22 protein-coding genes and 1 pseudogene are annotated in these 25,543 nt (G+C 53.1%); 15 read left to right on the forward strand and 8 right to left on the reverse strand.

What is annotated here, in order from left to right:
- Positions 1-38 precede the first annotated feature (38 nt).
- Positions 39-2,015 (forward strand): Fe(3+)-hydroxamate ABC transporter permease FhuB, encoded by a 1,977-nt coding sequence (fhuB, locus tag E1B03_RS05270; RefSeq protein ID WP_342774116.1) that lies wholly within the window; start codon positions 39-41, stop codon positions 2,013-2,015.
- Positions 2,016-2,129: 114 nt separating this feature from the next.
- Here fhuB and hemL read toward each other — a convergent pair whose 3' ends face one another.
- On the reverse strand, positions 2,130-3,410 hold the full coding sequence (hemL, locus tag E1B03_RS05275; protein ID WP_103768355.1) for a glutamate-1-semialdehyde 2,1-aminomutase: 1,281 nt from the start codon (positions 3,408-3,410) through the stop codon (positions 2,130-2,132).
- A 168-nt stretch (positions 3,411-3,578) separates the two neighbouring features.
- On the opposite strand from hemL, the gene clcA reads away from it, so the two are divergent.
- The 3 genes and pseudogenes from clcA to erpA all read left to right on the forward strand — a co-directional run bounded on the left by clcA (position 3,579) and on the right by erpA (position 5,426).
- Positions 3,579-5,000: a H(+)/Cl(-) exchange transporter ClcA gene (gene clcA / locus E1B03_RS05280; protein WP_103768354.1), complete on the forward strand. Its 1,422-nt coding sequence runs from the start codon at positions 3,579-3,581 to the stop codon at positions 4,998-5,000.
- Between the two features lie 23 nt (positions 5,001-5,023).
- Positions 5,024-5,089, forward strand: a pseudogene (yadW, locus tag E1B03_RS26295) (small protein YadW).
- Complete coding sequence (gene erpA / locus E1B03_RS05285; protein ID WP_003018581.1) at positions 5,082-5,426, forward strand: iron-sulfur cluster insertion protein ErpA; 345 nt, start codon at positions 5,082-5,084, stop codon at positions 5,424-5,426. Before yadW ends, erpA begins: the two are co-directional and overlap by 8 nt.
- 119 nt (positions 5,427-5,545) lie before the next feature.
- Here the strand turns inward: erpA and E1B03_RS05290 are convergent, their stop codons facing one another.
- The 3 genes from E1B03_RS05290 to mtnN are packed head-to-tail and all read right to left on the reverse strand — an operon-like array spanning position 5,546 to position 7,697.
- Positions 5,546-6,169: a TRIC cation channel family protein gene (locus E1B03_RS05290; RefSeq protein WP_133085802.1), complete on the reverse strand. Its 624-nt coding sequence runs from the start codon at positions 6,167-6,169 to the stop codon at positions 5,546-5,548.
- Positions 6,170-6,205: 36 nt separating this feature from the next.
- The gene (gene btuF, locus E1B03_RS05295; protein WP_103768352.1) at positions 6,206-7,006 is read right to left on the reverse strand and encodes a vitamin B12 ABC transporter substrate-binding protein BtuF; all 801 of its coding nucleotides are present in this window, start codon (positions 7,004-7,006) and stop codon (positions 6,206-6,208) included.
- The gene (gene mtnN / locus E1B03_RS05300) at positions 6,999-7,697 is read right to left on the reverse strand and encodes a 5'-methylthioadenosine/S-adenosylhomocysteine nucleosidase (RefSeq protein WP_133085803.1); all 699 of its coding nucleotides are present in this window, start codon (positions 7,695-7,697) and stop codon (positions 6,999-7,001) included. Before mtnN ends, btuF begins: the two co-directional genes overlap by 8 nt.
- A gap of 83 nt (positions 7,698-7,780) precedes the next feature.
- Here mtnN and dgt point away from each other — a divergent pair, with 83 nt between their 5' ends.
- The 3 genes from dgt (at position 7,781) to cdaR (ending at position 12,167) form a co-directional block, all read left to right on the forward strand.
- Positions 7,781-9,298 (forward strand): dGTPase, encoded by a 1,518-nt coding sequence (gene dgt / locus E1B03_RS05305; protein WP_103768350.1) that lies wholly within the window; start codon positions 7,781-7,783, stop codon positions 9,296-9,298.
- A gap of 129 nt (positions 9,299-9,427) precedes the next feature.
- Entirely contained in the window at positions 9,428-10,861 is a 1,434-nt protein-coding gene (gene degP, locus E1B03_RS05310) for a serine endoprotease DegP (protein WP_043018481.1), read from the forward strand.
- Positions 10,862-11,009: 148 nt separating this feature from the next.
- Positions 11,010-12,167, forward strand: coding sequence for a DNA-binding transcriptional regulator CdaR (gene cdaR / locus E1B03_RS05315; RefSeq protein ID WP_103768349.1), 1,158 nt, complete (start codon positions 11,010-11,012; stop codon positions 12,165-12,167).
- Between the two features lie 94 nt (positions 12,168-12,261).
- Here the strand turns inward: cdaR and E1B03_RS05320 are convergent, their stop codons facing one another.
- From E1B03_RS05320 to map, 4 genes are all read right to left on the reverse strand, one after another.
- Positions 12,262-12,648: a DUF3461 family protein gene (locus E1B03_RS05320; RefSeq protein WP_003018562.1), complete on the reverse strand. Its 387-nt coding sequence runs from the start codon at positions 12,646-12,648 to the stop codon at positions 12,262-12,264.
- Positions 12,649-12,757: 109 nt separating this feature from the next.
- Entirely contained in the window at positions 12,758-13,582 is an 825-nt protein-coding gene (dapD, locus tag E1B03_RS05325; protein WP_003829186.1) for a 2,3,4,5-tetrahydropyridine-2,6-dicarboxylate N-succinyltransferase, read from the reverse strand.
- 31 nt (positions 13,583-13,613) lie between these two features.
- Positions 13,614-16,286, reverse strand: a complete 2,673-nt coding sequence (gene glnD / locus E1B03_RS05330; RefSeq protein WP_103768348.1) for a bifunctional uridylyltransferase/uridylyl-removing protein GlnD — start codon at positions 16,284-16,286, stop codon at positions 13,614-13,616.
- Positions 16,287-16,388: 102 nt separating this feature from the next.
- Positions 16,389-17,183 carry a type I methionyl aminopeptidase gene (map, locus tag E1B03_RS05335; RefSeq protein WP_003018555.1) on the reverse strand — a complete coding sequence of 265 codons (795 nt, stop codon included), beginning with the start codon at positions 17,181-17,183 and terminating at the stop codon, positions 16,389-16,391.
- Positions 17,184-17,633: 450 nt separating this feature from the next.
- On the opposite strand from map, the gene rpsB reads away from it, so the two are divergent.
- From rpsB to rseP, 8 genes are all read left to right on the forward strand, one after another.
- Positions 17,634-18,359, forward strand: coding sequence for a 30S ribosomal protein S2 (gene rpsB / locus E1B03_RS05340; RefSeq protein ID WP_103768347.1), 726 nt, complete (start codon positions 17,634-17,636; stop codon positions 18,357-18,359).
- A gap of 255 nt (positions 18,360-18,614) precedes the next feature.
- The gene (gene tsf, locus E1B03_RS05345) at positions 18,615-19,466 is read left to right on the forward strand and encodes a translation elongation factor Ts (RefSeq protein ID WP_016151759.1); all 852 of its coding nucleotides are present in this window, start codon (positions 18,615-18,617) and stop codon (positions 19,464-19,466) included.
- 145 nt (positions 19,467-19,611) lie between these two features.
- Entirely contained in the window at positions 19,612-20,337 is a 726-nt protein-coding gene (pyrH, locus tag E1B03_RS05350; protein WP_005132114.1) for a UMP kinase, read from the forward strand.
- A 139-nt stretch (positions 20,338-20,476) separates the two neighbouring features.
- Positions 20,477-21,034, forward strand: coding sequence for a ribosome recycling factor (gene frr / locus E1B03_RS05355; protein WP_016151760.1), 558 nt, complete (start codon positions 20,477-20,479; stop codon positions 21,032-21,034).
- Positions 21,035-21,143: 109 nt separating this feature from the next.
- Complete coding sequence (gene ispC / locus E1B03_RS05360) at positions 21,144-22,340, forward strand: 1-deoxy-D-xylulose-5-phosphate reductoisomerase (protein ID WP_103768346.1); 1,197 nt, start codon at positions 21,144-21,146, stop codon at positions 22,338-22,340.
- Positions 22,341-22,527: 187 nt separating this feature from the next.
- Positions 22,528-23,286: a (2E,6E)-farnesyl-diphosphate-specific ditrans,polycis-undecaprenyl-diphosphate synthase gene (gene ispU, locus E1B03_RS05365; protein ID WP_103768345.1), complete on the forward strand. Its 759-nt coding sequence runs from the start codon at positions 22,528-22,530 to the stop codon at positions 23,284-23,286.
- Positions 23,287-23,298: 12 nt separating this feature from the next.
- Positions 23,299-24,156, forward strand: coding sequence for a phosphatidate cytidylyltransferase (gene cdsA, locus E1B03_RS05370; RefSeq protein WP_003018541.1), 858 nt, complete (start codon positions 23,299-23,301; stop codon positions 24,154-24,156).
- An 11-nt stretch (positions 24,157-24,167) separates the two neighbouring features.
- A complete protein-coding gene (rseP, locus tag E1B03_RS05375) occupies positions 24,168-25,520 on the forward strand; it encodes a sigma E protease regulator RseP (RefSeq protein WP_103768344.1) in 1,353 nt (450 codons plus the stop codon).
- Positions 25,521-25,543 lie beyond the last annotated feature (23 nt).

The raw sequence follows: 25,543 nt of genomic DNA on the forward strand, positions 1-25,543 counted from the left end.
CCTTATCCGACCTACGGTTTGGGCGCTTTGTAGGCCGGATAAGGCGAAGCCGCCATCCGGCGTTGCTGTTGTTGGTGCTGTTTGTTGCTGCCTGCTGGCTGACATGGGTTAACTTCTCCGTTGCGCTTCCGCGCAGCCAGTGGCAACAAGCTATCTGGTCACCAGATATCGATGCCATTAAACAGATGGTTTTCCACTATAGTCTGCTGCCGAGGCTGGCGATTTCGCTGCTGGTTGGCGCCGGGCTGGGGCTGGTCGGCGTATTGTTTCAGCAGGTGCTGCGTAACCCGCTGGCGGAGCCAACCACGTTGGGCGTTGCGACCGGTGCGCAGTTGGGCATTACGGTTACCACGCTGTGGGCAATTCCCGGTGCGCTGACCACGCAATTTGCGGCGCTGGCGGGAGCATGTGTCGTAGGGGCACTGGTGTTTGGCGTAGCCTGGGGTAAGCGTCTTTCCCCGGTAACGTTAATCCTGGCCGGGTTGGTGGTCAGCCTGTACTGCGGGGCGATTAACCAGTTGATGGTTATCTTCCATCACGATCAGCTGCAAAGCATGTTTTTATGGAGCAGCGGTACGCTAACGCAAACCGACTGGAGCGGCGTACAGCGCCTGTGGCCGCAGCTGCTGGGCGGCGTGATGCTGACTCTGCTGTTGTTGCGGCCAATGACGCTGATGGGGCTGGATGACGGTGTGGCGCGCAACCTCGGTTTGGCACTGTCGCTGGCGCGTCTGGCAGCCTTATCGCTGGCGATTGTTCTCAGCGCCTTGCTGGTTAATGCCGTAGGAATTATTGGCTTTATCGGCTTGTTTGCACCGCTGCTGGCGAAAATGCTCGGCGCGCGGCGTTTGCTGGCGCGTCTGATGCTTGCCCCGTTGATTGGCGCGTTAATCCTTTGGCTCTCTGACCAAATCATTCTGTGGCTGACCCGCGTATGGATGGAAGTCTCCACTGGTTCAGTGACGGCGCTGATTGGTGCGCCATTACTGCTGTGGCTGTTGCCGCGCCTTCGCAGTATGAGCGCACCGGATATGAATGCCAGCGACCGTATCGCCGCTGAGCGTCAGAATGTACTGATGTTTGCACTGGCGGGCGGAGTGCTCTTGCTGTTGACTCTGGTGGTGGCGCTGTCGTTTGGTCGCGATGCGCACGGCTGGACATGGGCCAGCGGCGCGATGCTGGATGAGCTGATGCCCTGGCGCTGGCCACGTATTCTGGCGGCGCTGATTGCCGGGGTAATGCTGGCGGTAGCGGGCTGTATTATTCAGCGCCTGACCGGCAATCCAATGGCTAGCCCGGAAGTGCTGGGCATTAGTTCTGGTGCGGCATTTGGCGTAGTGCTGATGCTGTTTCTGGTCCCCGGCAATGCCTTCGGCTGGCTGCTGCCTGCCGGGAGCTTCGGGGCTGCGGTCACCTTGCTTATCATTATGATTGCCGCCGGGCGCGGTGGTTTTTCGCCGCACCGTATGCTGCTGGCAGGGATGGCGCTCAGCACGGCGTTTACTATGCTGCTGATGATGCTGCAAGCCAGCGGCGATCCGCGTATGGCGGGAGTACTGACCTGGATCTCCGGCTCAACCTATAACGCGACGGGCGAACAGGTACTGCGCACCGGGATTGTGATGGTCATCCTGCTGGCGATGACCCCGCTGTGCCGTCGTTGGCTGACGATTTTACCGCTCGGCGGTGATACGGCGCGGGCTGTGGGGATGGCAATCACGCCGTCGCGTGTGGGGTTATTGCTGTTGGCGGCAGGGCTGACGGCGACAGCAACCATGACCATTGGACCGTTAAGCTTTGTCGGGTTGATGGCACCGCATATTGCTCGCATGATGGGGTTTCGTCGGGCGATGCCGCATATGCTGATTTCAGCGCTGGCGGGTGGCGTGCTTCTGGTCTTTGCTGACTGGTGCGGCAGAATGGTACTGTTTCCGTATCAGATCCCGGCGGGGTTATTGTCGACGTTTATCGGCGCACCGTACTTTATCTATCTGCTAAGAAAGCAGAGTCGCTGAGGCTGATTCTTTTCATGTAGGCCGGATAAGACGCTTTGCGTCGCCATTCGGCAATAAAAAAGCCGGGTGGCGGCTTCGCCTTACCCGGCTTACATTGTTTCTGAACGTTCTCTTTTACAGTTTCGCAAACACCCGGCGCGCGGCGTCGATGGTGTTATTGATATCGTCTTCACTGTGCGCCACGGACATAAAGCCCGCTTCGAAAGCAGACGGTGCCAGGTAAATCCCTTCATCCAGCATCATGTGGAAGAAACGCTTGAAGCGTTCAACGTCGCATGCCATCACATCCTGATAGCAGGTCACGGTTTCTGCATCGGTGAAGAAAATCCCAAACATCCCACCTACATGGTTAACTACCAGTGGAATTTTCGCTTCTTCGGCGGCTTCCAGCAAACCTTCCGCCAGACGCGTCGTCAGTTCGTTCAGCGTTTCATGAATACCCGGTTGGGCCACTTCGGTCAGACAGGCAAAACCTGCTGCCATCGCAATCGGGTTACCGGAAAGCGTACCCGCCTGGTAAACCGGACCGGTCGGCGCCAGGGCGTCCATCACATCACGACGACCGCCGAATGCGCCAACGGGCATTCCGCCACCGATGATTTTACCCAGGCAGGTCAGATCCGGAACGACGCCGTAATAATCCTGCGCACCGGCCAGCGCTACGCGGAAACCGGTCATGACTTCATCGATGATCAACAGCGCGCCAAACTCATCGCACAGCGCACGCAGGCCCGGCAGGAATTCCGGCAGCGGCGGGATGCAGTTCATGTTGCCCGCGACCGGCTCAACGATGATGCAGGCGATCTCTTGTGGATACTGTTCAAATGCCGCACGTACTGAAGAGAGATCGTTGTAGGTGCAGGTGAGGGTGTGTTTCGCAAAATCGGCCGGAACACCCGGGGAGTTAGGCTGTCCCAACGTTAATGCGCCGGAACCGGCCTTAACCAGCAGGCAGTCGGCATGACCGTGATAGCAGCCTTCAAATTTGATGATCTTATCGCGACCGGTGAAACCGCGCGCCAGACGGATTGCGCTCATTGTCGCTTCCGTACCGGAGTTCACCATACGCACCATGTCCATGGTCGGCACTAATTCAGTGACCAGCTCCGCCATTTTCACTTCCATCTCGGTCGGCGCGCCGAAGCTTAAACCACGCTCTGCCGCTTCAATCACCGCATTACGGATTGCCGGGTGGTTATGGCCCAGCACCATCGGTCCCCAGGAACCGACGTAATCGACATAGGCTTTACCATCGACATCGTACAGATACGCGCCGTCCGCTTTTTCGATAAACAGCGGAGTTCCACCCACGCCAGTAAAGGCGCGAACGGGGGAGTTAACGCCGCCTGGGATAAGTTCGCGTGCTGCGCTGTAGAGATTTTCAGACTTACTCATGGATGGGGTCCTGGTTCGTAGAAAAAGTAAATGCCCGCTATTCTAGTTATTCAGAGAAGGTTATGAAAGTTTTACGCAATTGAAACAATGCGATTTGCAGGGGATTTTCGTGAAATGTGCGAGTAGAATGCCGATTCCGTATTTGTATTACCAATTAATGATCATCTGATGAAGACTGACTCTCCCTCTTTTGAAGCACAACAAATTGTGCGTTTACGCCGCAGGGATCAAATCCGTCGACTCCTGGAACGAGACAAAACGCCGTTGGCGATCCTGTTGATGGCTGCAGTTGTCGGTACCGTGACGGGACTGGTTGGCGTGGCATTTGAAAAAGCGGTGACCTGGGTACAGAACCACCGCATTGGTGCGTTGGCGCAGGTTGCGGACCATGCCATTCTGCTGTGGCCGCTGGCGTTTATTCTCTCCGCGCTGCTGGCGATGGTCGGCTATTTTCTGGTGCGTAAATTTGCGCCGGAAGCGGGAGGTTCCGGGATCCCTGAGATTGAAGGCGCGCTGGAAGAGTTGCGACCTGTGCGCTGGTGGCGCGTTTTGCCGGTGAAATTTATCGGCGGTATGGGCACGCTGGGCGCAGGCATGGTGCTTGGGCGAGAAGGACCGACCGTGCAGATTGGCGGCAATATTGGGCGCATGGTGCTGGATATTTTCCGCATGCGCAGCGCCGAAGCGCGACATACCCTGCTGGCCACCGGTGCGGCTGCGGGGCTGTCGGCGGCGTTTAATGCGCCGCTTGCGGGGATCCTGTTCATTATTGAAGAGATGCGCCCGCAGTTTCGCTATAACCTTGTCTCGATCAAAGCCGTATTTACCGGCGTTATTATGTCGAGCATTGTGTTTCGTGTGTTCAACGGCGAAGCGCCGATTATTGAAGTCGGTAAGCTCTCCAATGCGCCGATAAATACGCTGTGGCTGTATCTGGTGCTCGGGCTTATTTTTGGCTGTGTTGGGCCATTGTTCAACACCATGGTGTTACGTACCCAGGATATGTTCCAGCGCTTTCACGGCGGTGAAATTAAAAAATGGGTGCTGATGGGGGGCGCGATCGGCGGTCTGTGCGGGATCCTCGGCTTAATTCAACCGGAAGCGGCAGGCGGCGGGTTTAACCTGATTCCTATCGCCGCGGCTGGCAATTTTAGCGTCGGTCTGCTGCTGTTTATATTTATCACCAGGGTCGTTACCACGCTGCTTTGCTTCTCGTCCGGCGCGCCCGGTGGGATTTTTGCCCCGATGCTGGCGTTGGGTACGCTGCTTGGTACCGCGTTCGGTATGGCGGCGGCAGCCTCTTTTCCGCAGTATCATCTGGAGGCCGGAACCTTTGCCATTGCCGGAATGGGGGCTTTATTAGCGGCTTCGGTGCGTGCGCCGCTAACCGGTATTGTGCTGGTGCTGGAGATGACCGATAACTATCAGCTCATTTTGCCAATGATTATTACCTGTCTTGGCGCAACACTATTAGCCCAATTTATGGGCGGAAAGCCGCTATACTCGACTATCCTTGCCCGCACGCTGGCAAAACAGGAAGCGGAGCAGGCGGCAAAAAGCCAGGGTACCACCGCTGGCGAGAATACTTGAACGAAATACCAGGGTATTAGATAATGGCCTTAACCATTGGGTTATAATTTGCCCAATTGCCAATGTCGTTTGGAGCAAAATATGAGTGATGACGTAGCGCTGCCACTGCAATTTACAGAAGCAGCAGCCAATAAAGTAAAAAGCCTGATCGCTGATGAAGATAACCCGAATCTGAAATTACGCGTGTATATCACCGGCGGTGGTTGCAGCGGTTTCCAGTACGGTTTCACCTTTGACGATCAGGTGAACGATGGTGATATGACCATTGAGAAACAAGGTGTTGGTCTGGTAGTTGATCCGATGAGCCTGCAATATCTGGTGGGCGGCGCGGTTGACTATACCGAAGGTCTGGAAGGTTCCCGCTTCGTTGTGACTAACCCGAATGCGAAAAGCACCTGCGGGTGTGGCTCTTCTTTCAGCATCTGATTGCTGTCTGTAATACCGATGGTCTGATGGTGTAGGCCCGGTAAGCGTAGCGCCACCGGGCAATGTGCCGGATGGCGGCGTAAACGCCTTATCCGGCCTACATGTTCTGTATCGTCACATCAACGCCCGTTATCATCCAGCGCAAATGTCGGCAACTTCAAATGCCAGCGAATGGCGGCAAGCCGAATCAGCAGAGTGACGATCATCCCCATCATACTGGCGTTTTCCAGTGATATATTAAAGGTATAAAACGCCGTTGCATGCACGATCCCGCCGATAATACACGCCGTGGCGTAGATTTCGGTGCGTAGAATCATCGGGACTTCACGCGCTAACACGTCGCGAATGATCCCGCCGCCAACGCCGGTAATCACCCCCATACAAATCGCCACTAGCGGTCCCGTTTCTGCGAGAAATGCCTTGTTGACGCCAATCCCCACGAACACCGCCAGGCCAACGGCATCCAGCACCGGAAGGATCCACTTCGGTAAGCGTCGTGGCTGACGTACCAGCAGGATTGTCAGCATGCTGGTGATCATCGCCACAACCAGATCTGTCGGATCCTTAACCCAAAAAACCGGTCCGTGATCCAGCGCCATATCGCGGATCGTTCCGCCGCCAACCGCGGTAACCACGCCGAGGACCAGAACGCCAAACGGATCCATACGTAATTTTCCGGCCAGTAAGACGCCAGAGATAGCAAATACCGCGGTGCCGACAATATCAAGCCAATAGACGAGCATTTTTAAATCCTCACAACAGACCTGGTGGGGCAGGCGCTAATTTATCTGTGAAAGCGCATTACAGAGTTGTTTTGCGGCGAGGATAATACGCGGGCTCGCGCGTTCGAACCAGTCACTATTAAGTGTAATAATGGGTATTTTTAGCTGGTTTCCCCAGTATTGTTCAATTTTCAGAGTTTCGCCCGGGCCTCCGGTTGCAACAATCGCCTGGGGCGCTCGTGCCAGGACCTGCTCACGGCTAACCTGCGGCCAGGGAACCCGACTGCCGGCAAAGATGTTTTCTCCACCGCATACCTCAAGAACTTCGTGCTGAATAGAGCCTTTTCCACTGGTAAACAGAGGATTAGCGCCAAACTGGAGAAACACGCGTTTTTTCGGTTTGTTGGCATACTGAGATTTAAGTAAAGCATAGTCATCAAGCAGGGTTTGCGCCGCCTGTTTGGCCTGCTCAGGCTTAGGGCTCCACGCCGCTAACTGGCGGAGCGCATCGGCAACTTGCTCAATGGTAACAGCATCCACCCAGATGACCTTAATTCCCAGCGCGGTCAGTTGATTTACCTGCCGCTCAGCATTTCCCCCGCGCCAGGCGACGACTAAATCCGGTTTGAGCGCCACAATGCGTTCCAGATTCATGCCTTGCCAGGTGGAGACCTCCTCAATGCTTTTGGCCTCGGGCGGGTAATTTGAATAGCTACTGACGCCAACGGGGGTAATGCCGGCAGCAAAAGCGAGTTCAGTATTGGCAGGAGAAAGCGTCACAACGCGCGGTGCGGCGTAAAGGAACGCCGGGAGAGTGAAAAGCAGGGCGGCCAGCGCCCTGGAGAGTAATTTAGCCATGCGCCAGTTTCTGTACCAGCGTTTCAACCATCAGGCTTGACTGTTTCGCGGCAACGACCAGGAACTCGTCAAAGCTGAGATGGGACTGCTGATCGGCGACGTCAGAAATGGCGCGTACCACGACGAACGGCACATTAAAGTTATGGCAAACGTGCGCAATCGCGGTCGCTTCCATCTCTACGGCGATTGCCTGCGGGAAGTTATGCTTGATTTTAGCCAGGCCCACCGAGCCGTTAATGAAGGCATCGCCGCTGACGATAAGCCCGCGAACGACGTTCAGATTCAGTTCTGCAATGCAGGATTCTGCTGCGGCAATCAGCGCAGGATCGGCTTTAAAACCCGCCGGACAGCCCGGCAACTGGCCAAATTCATAACCAAAGGCGGTAACGTCAGCATCGTGATAGCGCGCTTCGTCAGAAACCACGATATCGCCCACTTTCAGCGTAGAGGCCAGGCCGCCTGCGGAACCGGTGTTAATGATGGCGTCCGGCTTGCAGCGTTCAAGCAGCAGCGTCGCGCCCAGTGCCGCAGCCACTTTACCGATGCCTGATTTCAGTAGCGCAACCTCGGTACCGTTCAACTGGCCGGTGTAAATTTCACAACCGCCGAGAGAGATAGTCTGACGGTTTTCGATTTTGTCACGCAGTAGCGTAACTTCTTCTTCCATTGCACCAATGATGCCGATTTTCATAGATTTACTCGCGATAAGCCAGATTTGAGGGCATAGTCTATCATGCGCTTAAGGGGTAGCGCATTTCTCAGGCGGGAGAGGATATGGTACAGATCGATTTCCGAAAAAAAATAAACTGGCATCGTCGTTACCGTTCGCCGCAGGGTGTGAAGACGGAGCATGAGATCCTGCGTATTTTCGAAAGCGATCGTGGACGCATTATCAATTCGCCGGCTATTCGCCGCCTGCAACAAAAAACCCAGGTCTTTCCGCTGGAGCGTAACGCGGCGGTTCGTACGCGCCTGACGCACTCGATGGAGGTTCAGCAGGTTGGGCGCTATATCGCCAAAGAGATCCTCAGCCGACTGAAAGAGCTAAAGCTGCTGGAGCAGTATGGTCTGGATGAACTAACGGGGCCGTTTGAGAGTATTGTCGAAATGTCGTGTTTGATGCATGACATTGGTAATCCGCCGTTTGGTCATTTTGGCGAAGCGGCGATCAATGACTGGTTCCGCCAGCGACTGTATCCCGCCGACGCGGATAGCCAGCCCCTTAGCGACGACCGCTGCCTGGTGGCGGCATTGCGTTTGCGCGAAGGTGAAGAGTCGTTGAATGATATCAGACGTAAGGTGCGTCAGGACCTGTGCCATTTTGAAGGCAATGCTCAGGGTATTCGCCTGGTGCATACTTTGATGCGTATGAATCTGACCTGGGCGCAGGTTGGCGGTATTTTAAAATATACCCGTCCGGCGTGGTGGCGCGGCAGTACGCCTACAACTCATCACTATTTAATGAAGAAACCGGGCTATTACCTTTCTGAAGAACCGTATATTGAGCGGTTACGTAAAGAATTATCATTAGCACCTTACAGTCGTTTTCCATTAACCTGGATTATGGAAGCTGCCGATGATATCTCTTATTGCGTGGCCGACCTGGAAGATGCCGTTGAGAAAAGAATCTTTAGCGTTGAGCAACTTTATCACCATCTGCATGAGGCGTGGGGGCATCACGAAAAAGGCTCCCTGTTTAGTCAGGTTGTTGAGAACGCTTGGGAGAAATCACGTTCAAATACATTAAGCCGCAGCACAGAAGATCAGTTCTTTATGTATTTACGCGTCAATACGCTGAATAAACTGGTGCCGTATGCGGCCCAGCGGTTTATTGATAATTTACCGCAGATTTTTGAAGGTAGCTTTAATCACGCGCTGTTAGAAGATGCCAGCAGCTTCAGTCAGTTGCTAGGCGTTTATAAGAATGTGGCGGTAAAACATGTGTTTAGCCATCCTGACGTAGAGCAGTTGGAATTGCAGGGCTATCGGGTGATCAGCGGATTGTTGGAAATCTATCAGCCTTTATTAAAAATGTCCCAGTCAGATTTTACTGAACTGGTGGACAATGAAAGAGTAAAACGTTTTCCTATTGAATCCCGATTATTTCAGAAGTTGTCTACCCGCCATCGTCTTGCTTATGTTGAGGCGGTTAGTAAAATATCAACGGGTTGCGCTGAGTTTTCTGTACTGGAATATTATTATCGCTGCCGGCTGATTCAGGATTATATCAGCGGGATGACAGATTTGTATGCATGGGATGAATATCGTCGTTTGATGGCCGTAGAACAATAAATACTCATTTGTAAAGACGGCCAATAAAATTTTACTTTTTCCTTAAACTCAATTCTGGAACTTAGCGCTATAAAACGACTCTGACGTATACAGCAATTTTGCGTTACCTGTTAATCGAGAATGAAACACATGAAAAAAACCACATTAGCAATGAGTGCACTGGCTCTGAGTTTAGGTTTGGCGTTGTCCCCCCTGTCTGCCACAGCGGCTGAGACGTCGTCTTCAGCAATGACCGCCCAACAGATGCCAAGCCTGGCCCCGATGCTCGAAAAAGTGATGCCATCGGTGGTGAGTATTAACGTCGAGGGGAGCACGACGGTAAATACGCCGCGTATGCCGCGTAATTTCCAGCAGTTCTTCGGTGATAATTCACCGTTCTGCCAGGACGGTTCTCCGTTCCAGAGTTCACCGTTCTGCCAGGGCGGCGCACCGGGCGCTGGTAACGGCGGCGGCCAGCAGCAGAAATTTATGGCGCTGGGTTCCGGCGTAATTATTGATGCCGCGAAAGGGTATGTCGTGACCAACAACCACGTGGTGGATAACGCTACGGTGATTAAGGTTCAACTGAGCGATGGCCGTAAATTTGACGCGAAGATCGTGGGCAAAGATCCGCGCTCCGATATCGCGCTGATCCAAATTCAGGATCCGAAAAATCTGACGGCAATTAAGCTGGCAGATTCCGACGCGCTGCGCGTGGGTGATTACACCGTAGCAATCGGTAACCCGTTTGGCCTCGGTGAGACCGTGACCTCCGGCATCGTTTCTGCGCTGGGTCGTAGCGGCCTGAACGCGGAGAACTACGAAAACTTTATTCAGACGGATGCTGCGATCAACCGTGGTAACTCCGGTGGCGCGCTGGTCAACCTGAACGGTGAGCTGATCGGTATTAACACGGCGATCCTCGCACCGGACGGCGGTAACATCGGTATCGGTTTTGCAATCCCAAGCAACATGGTGAAAAACCTGACTTCACAGATGGTTGAGTTTGGTCAGGTTAAACGCGGTGAGCTGGGTATTATGGGCACCGAGCTGAGCTCTGAGCTGGCGAAAGCGATGAAAGTTGACGCTCAGCGTGGCGCATTTGTCAGCCAGGTGATGCCGAACTCTTCTGCCGCGAAAGCAGGTATTAAAGCCGGGGATGTGATTACCTCGCTGAACGGTAAACCTATCAGCAGCTTCGCCGCTCTGCGTGCGCAGGTGGGAACTATGCCGGTAGGCAGCAAAATTAACCTTGGCCTGCTGCGCGACGGTAAGCCGGTCACTGTGAATCTGGAACTGCAGCAGAGCAGCCAGACTCAGGTTGATTCCAGCTCAATCTTCAAAGGCATTGAAGGTGCCGATATGAGCAACAAAGGCCAGGACAAAGGGGTCGTGGTAAGCGACGTGAAACCGAATACTCCGGCTGCACAGATTGGCCTGAAGAAAGGGGATGTGATTATCGGTGCGAACCAGCAGCCGGTGAAAAACATCGCTGAACTGCGCAAAATTCTCGATAGCAAACCGGCGGTACTGGCGCTGAATATTCAGCGTGGTGACAGCTCTATCTATCTGTTGATGCAGTAATCTCCCTAAACCCCTTCCTGCACAGGAAGGGGTTTCTTTTTGTGATACTACCCACAACTCCATACTTCTCCCTTCCGCTTTGTGCATTTGCACAATGCCGCTGCTTATTATCTTCCCTATGCTTGAGCTCTGCTCACAGGAGGGGTTTATGGCTGGCTGGCATCTTGATACCAAAATGGCGCAGGATATCGTCGCACGTACCATGCGCATCATTGATACCAATATCAACGTAATGGATGCCCGTGGGCGGATAATCGGCAGCGGCGATCGCGAACGTATTGGTGAATTGCACGAAGGCGCGCTGTTGGTACTTTCGCAAGGTCGGGTGGTCGATATTGACGATGCGGTGGCCCGACATCTGCACGGTGTGCGTCAGGGGATAAACCTACCGCTGCGTCTGGAAGGCGAAATTGTTGGCGTTATCGGACTTACCGGCGAGCCGGAACATCTGCGCAAGTATGGCGAATTGGTATGCATGACCGCCGAAATGATGCTGGAGCAATCGCGTCTGATGCATCTGTTAGCGCAGGATACTCGTCTGCGTGAAGAGCTGGTGATGAACCTGATTCAGGCGGAGGAGAATACCCCGGCGCTGATGGAATGGGCGCAGCGATTAGGCATTGATTTGAACCAGCCGCGCGTAGTGGCGGTAGTGGAGGTTGATAGCGGTCAGCTTGGCGTTGATAGTGCGATGGCGGAGCTACAGCAATTGCAGAACGCGTTGACCACCCCTGAACGTAATAATTTGATTGCGATTGTTTCCCTGACCGAGATGGTGGTGTTGAAACCGGCGCTCAATCAGTTTGGCCGCTGGGACGCTGAAGATCATCGCAAGCGCGTTGAGCAGCTTATTACCCGTATGAAAGAGAACGGACAACTGCGTTTTCGCGTGTCGCTGGGCAACTATTTTACCGGGCCTGGCAGCATTGCCCGTTCATATCGTACTGCGCGCACCACCATGATGGTTGGCAAGCAGCGGATGCCGGAGAGCCGTAGCTATTTCTATCAAGATTTGATGCTGCCGGTACTGCTGGACAGCCTGCGCGGCGGCTGGCAGGCCAATGAGCTGGCGCGCCCGCTGGTAAGGCTGAAAGCGATGGATAACAACGGGTTGCTGCGTCGGACTTTAGCGGCATGGTTTCGGCATAACGTTCAGCCGCTGGCAACTTCAAAAGCATTGTTTATTCACCGCAATACATTGGAGTATCGTTTGAACCGTATTTCAGAACTGACCGGGCTGGATCTGGGAAATTTTGACGATCGACTGCTGTTGTATGTGGCGTTGCAGTTAGATGAGCAGCATTGATTAATTGCCTGATGGCGCTACGCTTATCAGGCCTACGAGGATATACCTGTAGGCCGGATAAGGCGTAAGACGCCGCCATCCGGCAACAAACGGCTTATTTACGCGTTAGTTTTTCCAGATCGGCTTCAATCTCGCTGATCTTATTGGTCACAACGCTTTCCAGATGACGTAAATCATCGAGGATCTTGCGTTTAAGATCGACTTCGCTGCGATCGCGCTGGCAGATCTGATCCAGTTCGTCGATCACGTAGCGCAGGTTGGGACTGATCTCCTGCACTTCTTTGTAACCCTGGCCGACGCCATCGGCGACAACCGTTTTACGCTGACGGGGATATTTGAACTTCACGCTCTTGGCAAAAAACTCGCCTTTATCCTTCTGGAAATAGATTTTCAGGATATCGTTGTTGGCTTCTTGCCGCAGGCTGTAACGATCGATTTCTTCAGGATTAGTAATGCCCAGACTTTTCAGATTGTCATACATAGCGGTACCCTTAAGCTCACTATAACCATTGAATAATTAACGAAAAGCCTTGTTTATGCCACTCGCAGATGTAAAAAAAGCGGGCTAAGCCCGCTTTTTCAAATCACTGTTAGTCGATGGTGCGTAACAGTTCGTTGATTCCCACTTTGCCACGCGTTTTGGCATCAACTTTCTTCACAATCACCGCGCAGTACAGGCTGTATTTGCCATCTTTCGACGGCAGGTTGCCGGAAACAACCACGGAGCCTGCCGGAACGCGGCCATAATGTACTTCGCCGGTTTCGCGATCGTAAATACGGGTGCTCTGGCCGATGTACACGCCCATGGAAATAACGGAGCCTTCTTCGACGATCACGCCTTCAACCACTTCAGAACGTGCGCCGATGAAGCAGTTGTCTTCGATGATGGTCGGGTTAGCCTGTAACGGCTCCAGTACGCCGCCGATACCCACGCCGCCGGACAGGTGTACGTTTTTACCGATTTGCGCGCAGGAACCCACGGTCGCCCAGGTATCAACCATCGTACCTTCATCAACATAAGCGCCGATGTTCACATAAGACGGCATCAGCACGGTGTTGCGGGCGATAAACGCACCCTGGCGAACGGCCGCTGGCGGAACCACTCGGAAACCTTCTTTCTGGAAGCGCGCTTCGTCGTAGTTGGCGAATTTCATCGGCACTTTATCGAAGTAACGGCTTTCCGCACCCTCGATCACCTGATTATCGTTAATACGGAAAGAGAGCAGGACCGCCTTTTTCAGCCACTGATGCGTGACCCACTGACCCTCAATCTTTTCTGCGACGCGCAGTGCACCGGAATCCAGTAAGGAAATAACCTGATTCACCGCTTCGCGGGTTACGGTATCTACATTTGCCGGAGTAATGTCGGCACGGCGCTCGAAAGCGGACTCAATAACGTTCTGTAACTGCTGCATTGTTAAACTCTTTCCATAATAAATAAAAACATTACCCTTTATCGTTTGGATTGAGGGCCTCTGTCAACCGTTGATGTACTTCCTGCTGCAGCTCATTATTAAGGGCGCGCCGGTCGGCGGTGGCGATTATGAATAAATCTTCTACTCGCTCGCCAATGGTTGTAATTCTGGCGCCATGCAGCGAAATTCCAAGATCGGCAAAAATCTGCCCGACCCGCGCCAGCAGTCCGGGCTGGTCGAGAGCGATAAGCTCAAGGAATGATTTTCGGTCGGTATGGGTCGGCAGAAAGGTGACCTCGGTATCGACGGTAAAGTGGCGTAATTTTGCCGGCTGGCGACGCGGTTGCGGCGGCTGCCAGCTACGCTGGGTGATCGCCTGTTCCAGCCCAAAACGGATCGCTTCGTGTCGGTCTGACGACAGCGGACTGCCGTCCGGTTCCAGCACAATGAACGTATCCATTGCCATCCCATCGCGGGTAGTGAAAATCTGCGCGTCGTGGACGCTAAGATTACGCCGGTCCAGCTCGGCGCAGACGGCGGCAAACAGGTAAGGGCGGTCAGGGCTCCAGATGAAAATCTCCGTCCCGCCGCGGGTGGCCTGCGGACTGAGCAGGATCAGCGGCTTGCTGAGATCATGTTGCAGCAGATGACGCGCATGCCAGGCCAGCTGATTTGGGCTGTGGCGCACGAAATAGTTGGCGCGACAGCGTGACCAGATATGGTGCAGTGCTTCTTCATCAATGTTGTCCATGCGCAGTAGCGCCAGCGCCTGGAGCTGATGATGGCGTACGCGCTCACGCATATCCGGCGTGTTTTGCATTCCACGGCGCAACTGTTTTTCCGTGGCGAAGTACAGCTCGCGCAACAGGCTTTGCTTCCAGCTATTCCATAGCGTTTCGTTGGTGGCGCAAATATCCGCGACGGTCAGGCACACCAGAAAGCGCAGACGATGCTCCGTTTGCACCTCTTCGGCGAATTGCTTAATGACTTCGGGATCCTGAATATCGCGGCGCTGAGCGGTAACCGACATCAGCAAATGCTGGCGCACCAGCCACACGATCAGCTGCGTTTCGCGGGAGTTCAGACCGTGCAGTTCAGCGAATTTGAGTACGTCCTGAGCGCCAAGTACCGAGTGATCGCCGCCGCGTCCTTTGGCGATATCGTGGAACAACGCGGCAATCAGAATCAATTCAGGCTGTCGCAGGCGTGGCCACAGATCCACACAAAGCGGGTGGCGCTGGCGGGTGTCTTCATTGGCGAAACTTTCCAGCTTGAGCATTACGCGGATGGTGTGCTCATCCACCGTATAGGCATGAAACAGGTCAAACTGCATTTGGCCGACAATATGCGACCATTGCGGCATATAAGCCCACAACACGCTGTGGCGATGCATTGGCAGCAGGCCGCGACTCACCGCGCCCGGATGGCGTAACATGCTGAGAAACAGCGAACGCGCTTCCGGGATGTAGCACAGCGGCTGGGTCAAATGACGGCGGGCATGACGCAAATGGCGCAGCGTGGTGGAGTAAATCCCGCTGATCGCGCTGTTACGCACCATGATGTAAAACATCCGCAGTATCGCTTCGGGTTTGCGGATAAACAGGTCGTCGTTGCGCAGATCAATCAACGTGCCGCGCAGTTGAAAGTCGTCATCAATCGGGCGCGGCTTTTCATCAGCGGGCATGGCGAGGATCGCCTCGTCAAACAGCTGCAACAGCATGTGGTTCAGCTCGCTGACCCGTCGGGTGACGCGGAAATAGTCTTTCATCATCCGCTCAATCGGCTCGTTTCCTTCGCCGCCGTAGTTCAGGCGTTGCGCCACGCTGAGCTGACGGTCAAACAGCAGACGGTTGTCGTAACGACTAACGACCAGATGCAGGGCAAAACGAATGCGCCACAGGATATGCAAACATTCATTCAGCTCGGCACGTTCTGCCAGCGTCAAAAAGCCGAAACCGACCATTTCGTCCAGCGAGGTGGCGCCAAAATGGCGGCGGGCCACCCACTGCAGGGTATGAATATCGCGCAGGCCGCCGGGGCTGCTTTTGATATCCGGCTCCAGGTTGTAGCTGGTACCATGATAGCGCTGGTGGCGCTGATTTTGCTCTTCCACCTTGGCGGCGTAAAATTTATCGGACGGCCAGAAACCTTCGCTAAAAATATGCTTTTGTAGTTCAAGAAACAGCGCGACGTCGCCAATCAGCAGACGTGTTTCAATTAGGTTGGTGGCGACGGTTAAATCTGACAATCCTTCCAACAGACACTCTTCCAGCGTACGTACGCTGTGACCCACTTCCAGCCTCACGTCCCATAGCAGCGTTAACAGCTCACCGACTTTTTCGGCCTGCGCGTCAGGTAGCTTTTTACGACTCAGGATCAACAAGTCGATGTCGGAAAGCGGATGCAGTTCGCCGCGTCCGTAGCCGCCAACGGCAACCAGCGCCAGGTCGGCAATCTGACCGAAACCAGCTTCAATCCACAAACGCTGAAGCAACTGATCAATAAATTCGGTACGGGCTTCAATCAGTTGTTCTGCGGAGATTCCACTGTCAAACGCTTCACCTAACCAGCTCTGGAACGTGTCGATATGCGCTTTAATGCCGGGGCAGTTGAGATCGTGCTGTGGCCAGGTTCCGGGGTTTTGCGGTTGGCCAGGCAGGGTGGGGAGGGCCGTATTTGCGTGCTGTTCAGGAAGAGTATTCATTGTTACCACCCATCAAAAAGCCGGATGACGCTTACGCTTATCCGGCCTACGGGAGAGTGCTATTTGTAGGCCTGATAAGCGACAGCGCCATCAGGCAAAACATTATTCGCCGTGCGTGATGATTGCCGGGATGGTGTCATCCTTGCGCAGCGTCAGAATTTCACAGCCGTTTTCCGTCACCACAATAGTATGCTCGTACTGAGCAGACAAGCTCCGGTCCTTGGTTTTCACCGTCCAGCCGTCTTTCATGGTGCGGATACGGTAATCACCGGCATTCAGCATCGGCTCTACGGTGAAGGTCATGCCAGGCTGCAGGACCACACCGCCGTCGTCTGCATCGTAGTGCAGAACCTGCGGCTCTTCATGGAAGCCGCGACCAATACCATGACCGCAGTATTCGCGGACTACAGAGAAACCTTCGCCTTCCGCGTATTTCTGAATCGCAGCGCCCAGCGTGCGTAAGCGGATCCCCGGTTTTACCATCCGCAGCGCCAGGTACAGGCTTTCCTGCGTGACGCGGCACAGACGCTCGCCCAGAATGGTTGGTTTGCCAACGATGAACATTTTCGAGGTGTCACCGTGGTACTCGTCTTTAATTACGGTGACGTCGATGTTGACGATATCGCCGTCTTTCAGGAGCTTGGCGTCGTCCGGGATCCCGTGGCACACCACTTCATTAATAGAGATGCACACGGATTTCGGATAACCGTGATAGCCCAGGCATGCGGAAATGGCCTGCTGCTCGTTCACGATGTAGTCATTACAGATGCGATCCAGCTCGCCGGTGCTGACGCCCGGTTTAACAAACGGTTCGATCATTTCCAGAACATCGGCGGCCAGGCGGCCAGCGACGCGCATTTTTTCGATTTCTTCAGGGGTCTTGATTGAGATAGCCATGAATTCTGTCCATCAGTGTCGATTATTTCGACAATAATTGTGTAAGTGCTGTCAATGGTATCAGTCCCGCGTACATGCTGCCAAATTGAGAATCATTCTGAACTTCGCCTTTCGTGCCACAGATGCGTTGGCTACATTTTTTTACCACAGTCACTTACTGGTCGTAAGCTCCCGGGGATTCAAAAATTTGCCGCCCGTCTGTAACACGAAATTCATTGTTCAATACAGCACAGGCCACCAACAATTATTGGTGTCGGTGGCGTATTTGTGGTATAAAGCGCGCCGGACTTCCGATCCATTCGAAGACTACACACGATGGACGGGAGCGACAAATCTCACTTTGTGTAACAACACACACGTATCGGCACATATTCCGGGGTGCCCTTTGGGGTCGGTAATATGGGATGCGTGGAGGCTTAACCCCAACTTTTATATATAGAGGTTTTAATCATGGCAACTGTTTCCATGCGCGACATGCTCAAGGCTGGTGTTCACTTTGGTCACCAGACCCGTTACTGGAACCCGAAAATGAAGCCGTTCATCTTCGGTGCGCGTAACAAAGTTCACATCATCAACCTTGAGAAAACTGTACCGATGTTCAACGAAGCTCTGGCTGAACTGAACAAGATCTCTGCTCGTAAAGGTAAAATCCTTTTCGTTGGTACTAAACGCGCTGCAAGCGAAGCGGTGAAAGAAGCTGCTAACAACTGCGACCAGTTCTTCGTGAACCATCGCTGGTTGGGCGGCATGCTGACTAACTGGAAAACCGTTCGTCAGTCCATCAAACGTCTGAAAGATCTGGAAACTCAGTCTCAGGACGGTACTTTCGAAAAGCTGACCAAGAAAGAAGCGCTGATGCGTACTCGTGAGCTTGAGAAACTGGAAAACAGCCTGGGCGGTATCAAAGACATGGGCGGTCTGCCGGACGCTCTGTTCGTAATCGATGCTGACCACGAGCACATTGCTATCAAAGAAGCAAACAACCTGGGTATCCCAGTATTTGCAATCGTTGATACCAACTCTGATCCGGACGGTGTTGACTTCGTTATCCCGGGTAACGACGACGCAATCCGTGCTGTGACCCTGTACCTGGGCGCTGTAGCTGCTACCGTTCGTGAAGGCCGTTCTCAGGATCTGGCTTCCCAGGCGGAAGAAAGCTTCGTAGAAGCTGAATAATAAGGCTTGATAACTTCCCTGAGATAGTTCGAGTTGCAGGAAGGCGGCAAGCTCGAGAATTCCCGGGAGCTTACATAAGTAAGTGACTGGGATGAGCGAGCGAAGGCAACGCACCTGCGGCTCGGAATATGAAGGGGAAGAGCCCTTATAAACCAGGTAGTATCATGTTTGGTTAGGGGCCCTTTAGGCCCCTTTTTCACTTTTAAATCTGTGCGGTTTCATGCCGGGCAGATCAAATCTTTCGAGGATTTTAGAATGGCTGAAATTACCGCATCCCTGGTAAAAGAGCTGCGTGAGCGTACTGGCGCAGGCATGATGGATTGCAAAAAAGCACTGACTGAAGCTAATGGCGACATCGAGCTGGCAATCGAAAACATGCGTAAGTCCGGCGCAATCAAAGCGGCGAAAAAAGCAGGCAACGTTGCTGCTGACGGCGTAATCAAAACCAAAATCGACGGCAACATCGCTTTCATTCTGGAAGTTAACTGCCAGACTGACTTCGTTGCTAAAGATGCTGGTTTCCAGGCATTTGCTGACAAAGTACTGGACGCTGCCGTTGCTGGCAAAATCACTGACGTTGAAGTTCTGAAAGCGCAGTTCGAAGAAGAACGTGTTGCTCTGGTTGCTAAAATCGGTGAGAACATCAACATCCGTCGCGTTGCTTCCCTGGAAGGCGAAGTTCTGGGTAACTACCAGCACGGTGCTCGTATCGGTGTTCTGGTTGCTGCAACTGGCGCTGACGAAGAGCTGGTTAAACAGCTGGCAATGCACGTTGCTGCAAGCAAACCAGAATTCGTTAAGCCGGAAGACGTTTCTGCTGAAGTGGTAGAGAAAGAATACCAGGTTCAGTTGGACATCGCGATGCAGTCTGGTAAGCCGAAAGAAATCGCAGAGAAAATGGTTGAAGGCCGCATGAAGAAATTCACCGGCGAAGTTTCTCTGACTGGCCAGCCTTTCGTTATGGATCCGAGCAAATCTGTTGGTCAGCTGCTGAAAGAGCACAACGCTGACGTAACAGGCTTCATCCGCTTTGAAGTGGGTGAAGGTATCGAGAAAGTTGAGACTGACTTTGCAGCAGAAGTTGCTGCGATGTCCAAGCAGTCTTAATTTTTAAAGAAGCCGCCTGAGGGCGGCTTCTTTTTGTGTCTGGCTTGTAAATTCAGCGCACCGCTATAGTGGTCATGCTGAAAAGCGACATACAATGTCGCCGGAATTAACTCATCTCATTCGTTGACAGTCTCAGGAAAGAAACATGGCTACCAATGCAAAACCCGTCTACAAACGTATTCTGCTTAAGTTAAGTGGCGAAGCCCTGCAAGGTTCAGAAGGCTTCGGTATTGATGCAAGCATCCTTGACCGTATGGCTCAGGAAATCAAAGAGCTGGTTGAGCTGGGTATCCAGGTTGGCGTAGTGATTGGTGGTGGTAACCTGTTCCGTGGCGCTGGTCTGGCGAAAGCAGGGATGAACCGCGTTGTGGGCGACCACATGGGCATGTTAGCCACCGTCATGAACGGTCTGGCGATGCGCGATGCGCTTCACCGCGCCTATGTGAACGCTCGCTTGATGTCCGCAATTCCTCTGAACGGCGTGTGTGATAACTACAGCTGGGCGGAAGCAATCAGCCTGCTGCGTAACAACCGCGTTGTTATTTTGTCTGCGGGTACCGGTAATCCGTTCTTCACTACCGACTCTGCAGCCTGCCTGCGCGGTATTGAAATTGAAGCGGATGTAGTACTGAAAGCCACCAAAGTCGACGGCGTATTTACAGCTGACCCGGCTAAAGATCCAACGGCGACCATGTACGAACAGTTGACCTACGCTGAAGTGCTGGATAAAGAGCTGAAAGTAATGGATTTGGCGGCGTTCACGCTGGCTCGTGACCACAAATTACCGATTCGTGTCTTTAACATGAACAAACCGGGTGCACTGCGCCGCGTTGTTATGGGTGAAAAAGAAGGCACGTTAATCACGGAATAATTCCCGTTGCGGCTAAATGCAGGTAATATTCCGCTTTAATGTCGCGGGATACGTCCCTCAAAATTAATCAAGACTATACTTGTCACATCTTACGTGGTGGGTATGGTCTGACTGAAACAAGCTTTCAAGGATTCGTAACGTGATCAACGATATCAGAAAAGATGCTGAAGTACGCATGGACAAATGCGTCGAAGCGTTCAAAAACCAAATCAGCAAAATTCGCACGGGCCGTGCTTCTCCTAGCCTGCTGGATGGTATTGTCGTGGAATATTACGGCACGCCGACCCCGCTGCGCCAGCTGGCAAGCGTAACGGTTGAAGATTCCCGTACCCTGAAAATCAACGTGTTCGACCGTTCTATGGGTCCAGCTGTTGAGAAAGCAATTATGGCTTCCGACCTCGGTCTGAATCCAAGCTCTGCGGGTTCCGACATCCGCGTTCCGCTGCCGCCGCTGACTGAAGAGCGTCGTAAAGATCTGACCAAGATCGTGCGTGGCGAAGCTGAAGGCGCGCGCGTTGCCGTACGTAACGTTCGCCGCGATGCTAACGACAAAGTGAAAGCGCTGTTGAAAGAAAAAGAGATCAGCGAAGATGACGATCGCCGTTCTCAGGACGACGTACAGAAACTGACTGACGCAGCGATCAAGAAAGTTGATGCGGCGCTGGCAGAGAAAGAAACGGAACTGATGCAGTTCTGATTCGCCTGTACGCTAAAACGCCGCTTAGAAGGCCTGAGAAGGCTGGATGGCGGCGTTTTGCTTTTTTCTGTCTATATACCTTAAAGGGTAAAATTCTTCTGGATGTCTCATGAAGCAATTAACCATCCTGGGATCAACCGGTTCCATTGGTTGCAGTACGCTGGATGTAGTACGCCATAACCCGGAAAAATTTCGTGTTGCTGCGTTGGTGGCGGGTAAAAATGTCGCCCGCATGGTAGAGCAATGCCTGGAGTTTTCTCCTCGCTATGCGGTAATGGACGATGAAAAAAGCGCTGCGTTGGTAAAAGCGGCTCTGCGCGAGCAGGGCAGTCGCACTGAGGTTATGAGCGGACAGCAGGCTGCCTGTGATATGGCTGCGCTGGACGATGTTGATCAGGTGATGGCGGCGATTGTCGGCGCGGCGGGCTTGCTGCCGACGCTGGCGGCAATTCGTGCGAGCAAAAGCATTTTGCTGGCGAATAAAGAGTCTCTGGTGACCTGCGGACGCCTGTTTATGGATGACGTAAGGCGCCATAAAGCGCAGCTTTTGCCGGTAGATAGCGAACATAACGCGATTTTTCAGAGTTTACCGCAACCTATCCAGCACAATCTGGGATACGCTGACCTTGAGCAAAACGGCGTCATGTCAGTTCTGCTTACCGGGTCTGGTGGCCCTTTCCGTGAAACGCCATTGTCCGATCTGGTTTCTATGACCCCCGATCAGGCATGTCGTCATCCGAATTGGTCGATGGGGCGAAAAATCTCTGTCGATTCTGCCACCATGATGAATAAAGGTCTGGAATACATTGAAGCGCGTTGGCTATTTAATGCCAGTGCAAGCCAGATGGAAGTGCTGATTCACCCGCAGTCGGTTATTCATTCGATGGTTCGTTATCAGGACGGTAGCGTTCTGGCGCAGTTGGGGGAACCTGATATGCGTACACCTATTGCCCATACGATGGCATGGCCAGAACGTGTGACGTCCGGCGTTAAGCCTGTCGACTTTTGCCAACTCAGTGCGTTGACGTTTTCCGCACCTGATTACCAGCGTTATCCGTGCCTGAAACTGGCGATGGACGCGTTTGAGCAAGGGCAGGCGGCGACGACCGCATTGAACGCTGCGAATGAAATTACCGTTGCCGCGTTCCTGGCGCAGCAGATCCGATTTACCGATATTGCTGATCTGAATTTATCCGTACTGGATAAGATGGATTTGCAGGAGCCGCAGAGCGTTGATGACGTGCTGAAGGTTGATGCCATCGCGCGGGACGTTGCCAGAAAAGAAGTGATGCGACTCTCAAGCTGATGATAATCCCTCTACGGAGAATCGCGCTATTTGTTAGCGTTGGGCTTCAGTGATATAGTCTGCGCCACTCGATCGCGGGTATTGGCTTTTTTTCGGTCGGGTAAGCCGTGGTTTGACACGGCTTTTTTGTGGATGGGCTTCAGTATTCCTGAGTACCGTAAATCCTTTCAGGGACTAAAAACGCGTTATGTTGTCTGCAACTAAACCATTAAGCGAAAATTTGCCAGCACATGGTTGTCGCCATGTAGCAATCATCATGGATGGCAATGGCCGCTGGGCGAAAAAGCAAGGGAAGATTCGCGCCTTTGGGCATAAGGCCGGAGCTAAATCCGTCCGCCGGGCTGTCTCTTTTGCTGCCAATAACGGTATTGATGCGTTGACGCTGTATGCCTTTAGCAGTGAGAACTGGAACCGACCTGCGCAGGAAGTGAGCGCGTTAATGGAGTTGTTTGTGTGGGCACTTGATAGTGAAGTGAAAAACCTACACCGCCATAACGTACGTCTGCGTATTATCGGGGATATCAGTCGATTTAACTCTCGTTTGCAAGAACGGATTCGCAAATCAGAAGCGATTACCGCCCAGAATACCGGGTTGACGCTGAATATTGCAGCGAATTACGGTGGACGGTGGGATATAGTCCAGGGAGTCAGGCAACTGGCACAACAGGTGCAGGAAGGTCTGCTGCGACCAGAGCAAATCGATGAAGAGATGCTTGGGCAGCAAATTTGTATGCATGAACTGGCTCCTGTGGATTTAGTGATAAGGACTGGGGGAGAGCACCGAATTAGTAATTTTCTGTTGTGGCAAATTGCCTATGCCGAACTTTACTTTACGGATGTTCTCTGGCCCGATTTCGATGAACAAGACTTTGAAGGTGCGCTGCATGCCTTTGCTAATCGTGAGCGTCGTTTCGGCGGCACCGAACCCGGTGATGAAAAAGCCTGATGGGGGTCGCTTTTGCTGAAGTATCGCCTGATTTCTGCTTTTGTTTTAATACCCGTTGTCATCGCGGCGTTGTTTTTACTGCCGCCGGTGGGGTTCGCCATTGTCACGCTGGTCGTCTGTATGTTGGCCGCCTGGGAATGGGGACAGTTAAGCGGTTTTACCACGCGTACACAGCGAGTCTGGCTGGCGGTTTTGTGCGGGCTACTGCTGGCACTGATGCTATTTTTGCTGCCAGAATACCACCGCAATATTCATCAGCCGCTGGTTGAAGTATCGCTGTGGGCGTCGCTGGGCTGGTGGGTCGTGGCGCTGTTACTGGTGCTGTTTTATCCCGGCTCTGCGTCGGTCTGGCGTAATTCCAAAACATTACGCATAATTTTCGGCGTGTTAACCATTGTCCCGTTCTTTTGGGGAATGCTGGCGCTACGTGCATGGCACTATGATGAGAATCATTATAGTGGCGCGCTATGGCTGCTGTATGTCATGATCCTCGTCTGGGGAGCGGACTCTGGTGCCTATATGTTTGGTAAGCTGTTTGGCAAACATAAGCTGGCGCCGAAGGTTTCTCCCGGTAAAACCTGGCAGGGTTTTATTGGCGGACTCGCCACTGCGGCCGTGATCTCATGGGGTTATGGCATGTGGGCGAATCTTGAGGTTGCGCCTGTCACCTTGCTCATTTGCTCCATCGTTGCAGCCCTGGCCTCCGTGTTGGGTGATCTGACCGAGAGTATGTTTAAGCGTGAAGCAGGTATTAAGGACAGTGGTCACTTAATTCCAGGGCACGGCGGTATTCTGGATCGTATTGATAGCCTGACGGCTGCGGTACCGGTCTTTGCCTGCCTGTTGTTACTGGTCTTCAGGACGCTCTAACGGATGGTCTTATGCTGAGTATTCTCTGGAATCTGGCTGCATTCATTGTCGCACTTGGTGTGCTTATCACCGTGCATGAATTTGGTCATTTCTGGGTTGCGCGGCGCTGCGGAGTCCGCGTCGAACGCTTTTCCATTGGTTTTGGAAAAGCGCTTTGGCGGCGTACCGATAAATCAGGCACGGAATACGTCATCGCCCTGATTCCCCTCGGCGGTTACGTCAAAATGCTGGATGAGCGCGCTGAACCGGTCGCACCGGAGCTGCGCCATTACGCTTTCAACAATAAAACGGTTGGACAACGCGCAGCCATCATCGCCGCAGGTCCGATTGCAAACTTCCTTTTTGCTATTTTCGCTTACTGGCTGGTGTTTATCATCGGTGTCCCTGGCGTTCGTCCGGTTGTTGGTGAAATAACGCCCAACTCGATTGCCGCACAGGCGCAAATTCAGCCGGGTACGGAACTAAAAGCGGTTGATGGTATCGAAACCCCTGATTGGGATGCCGTGCGATTGCAACTGGTCTCCAAAATCGGCGATGAGCATACGACTCTCAGCGTGGCGCAGTTTGGCAGCGACCAGCAGCAAAACAAAACGCTGGATTTACGCCATTGGGCATTTGAGCCAGACAAAGAGGATCCCGTCTCCAGTTTAGGGATTCGTCCGCGCGGTCCGCAGATCGAATCGGTGTTGTCAGAAGTGCAGGTTAACTCCGCAGCAAGTAAGGCGGGTTTGCAAGCTGGCGACAGGATCGTTAAAGTCAATGGTCAGCCGCTGACGCAATGGATGACGTTCGTGACGCTGGTGCGCGATAATCCGGATAAGCCGTTAGCGCTAGATATTGAAAGACAAGGAAGTTCCTTGTCTTTAACGTTAACCCCAGATTCAAAACAGGTTAACGGGAAGGCAGAAGGTTTTGCGGGCGTGGTGCCTAAAGTTATTCCTCTGCCTGATGAGTATAAGACTGTACGCCAGTATGGGCCATTCAGCGCTATCCTCGAAGCCTCGGATAAAACGTGGCAGTTGATGAAGCTGACGGTCAGTATGCTGGGAAAATTGATTACCGGTGATGTAAAACTGAACAACCTCAGTGGGCCGATTTCTATCGCCCAGGGGGCTGGGATGTCAGCGGAGTTCGGGGTTATTTATTACCTGATGTTCCTTGCGCTTATCAGCGTGAACTTAGGGATAATCAACCTGTTTCCGTTGCCCGTTCTTGACGGGGGGCATCTGCTGTTCCTGGCGATTGAAAAGCTGAAGGGCGGTCCGGTATCCGAGCGGGTTCAAGACTTTAGTTATCGCATTGGCTCTATCTTGCTGGTGTTGTTAATGGGGCTTGCACTTTTCAATGATTTCTCTCGGTTGTAAGAGAGTGTTAGGAAGAACGCATA

It is taken from the genome of Citrobacter arsenatis (assembly GCF_004353845.1).
Lineage (GTDB): Bacteria > Pseudomonadota > Gammaproteobacteria > Enterobacterales > Enterobacteriaceae > Citrobacter > Citrobacter arsenatis.

Bases quoted from the DNA above. Each gene is read 5' to 3' on its own strand.
- tsf (WP_016151759.1), top strand. From the start codon at position 18,615: ATGGCTGAAATTACCGCATCCCTGGTAAAAGAGCTGCGTGAGCGTACT.
- clcA (WP_103768354.1), top strand. From the start codon at position 3,579: ATGAAGACTGACTCTCCCTCTTTTGAAGCACAACAAATTGTGCGTTTA.
- ispC (WP_103768346.1), top strand. From the start codon at position 21,144: ATGAAGCAATTAACCATCCTGGGATCAACCGGTTCCATTGGTTGCAGT.
- ispU (WP_103768345.1), top strand. From the start codon at position 22,528: ATGTTGTCTGCAACTAAACCATTAAGCGAAAATTTGCCAGCACATGGT.
- map (WP_003018555.1), bottom strand. From the start codon at position 17,183: ATGGCTATCTCAATCAAGACCCCTGAAGAAATCGAAAAAATGCGCGTC.
- pyrH (WP_005132114.1), top strand. From the start codon at position 19,612: ATGGCTACCAATGCAAAACCCGTCTACAAACGTATTCTGCTTAAGTTA.
- E1B03_RS05290 (WP_133085802.1), bottom strand. From the start codon at position 6,169: ATGCTCGTCTATTGGCTTGATATTGTCGGCACCGCGGTATTTGCTATC.
- btuF (WP_103768352.1), bottom strand. From the start codon at position 7,006: ATGGCTAAATTACTCTCCAGGGCGCTGGCCGCCCTGCTTTTCACTCTC.
- degP (WP_043018481.1), top strand. From the start codon at position 9,428: ATGAAAAAAACCACATTAGCAATGAGTGCACTGGCTCTGAGTTTAGGT.
- erpA (WP_003018581.1), top strand. From the start codon at position 5,082: ATGAGTGATGACGTAGCGCTGCCACTGCAATTTACAGAAGCAGCAGCC.
- hemL (WP_103768355.1), bottom strand. From the start codon at position 3,410: ATGAGTAAGTCTGAAAATCTCTACAGCGCAGCACGCGAACTTATCCCA.
- E1B03_RS05320 (WP_003018562.1), bottom strand. From the start codon at position 12,648: ATGTATGACAATCTGAAAAGTCTGGGCATTACTAATCCTGAAGAAATC.
- dgt (WP_103768350.1), top strand. From the start codon at position 7,781: ATGGTACAGATCGATTTCCGAAAAAAAATAAACTGGCATCGTCGTTAC.
- mtnN (WP_133085803.1), bottom strand. From the start codon at position 7,697: ATGAAAATCGGCATCATTGGTGCAATGGAAGAAGAAGTTACGCTACTG.
- rpsB (WP_103768347.1), top strand. From the start codon at position 17,634: ATGGCAACTGTTTCCATGCGCGACATGCTCAAGGCTGGTGTTCACTTT.
- dapD (WP_003829186.1), bottom strand. From the start codon at position 13,582: ATGCAGCAGTTACAGAACGTTATTGAGTCCGCTTTCGAGCGCCGTGCC.
- rseP (WP_103768344.1), top strand. From the start codon at position 24,168: ATGCTGAGTATTCTCTGGAATCTGGCTGCATTCATTGTCGCACTTGGT.
- glnD (WP_103768348.1), bottom strand. From the start codon at position 16,286: ATGAATACTCTTCCTGAACAGCACGCAAATACGGCCCTCCCCACCCTG.
- cdaR (WP_103768349.1), top strand. From the start codon at position 11,010: ATGGCTGGCTGGCATCTTGATACCAAAATGGCGCAGGATATCGTCGCA.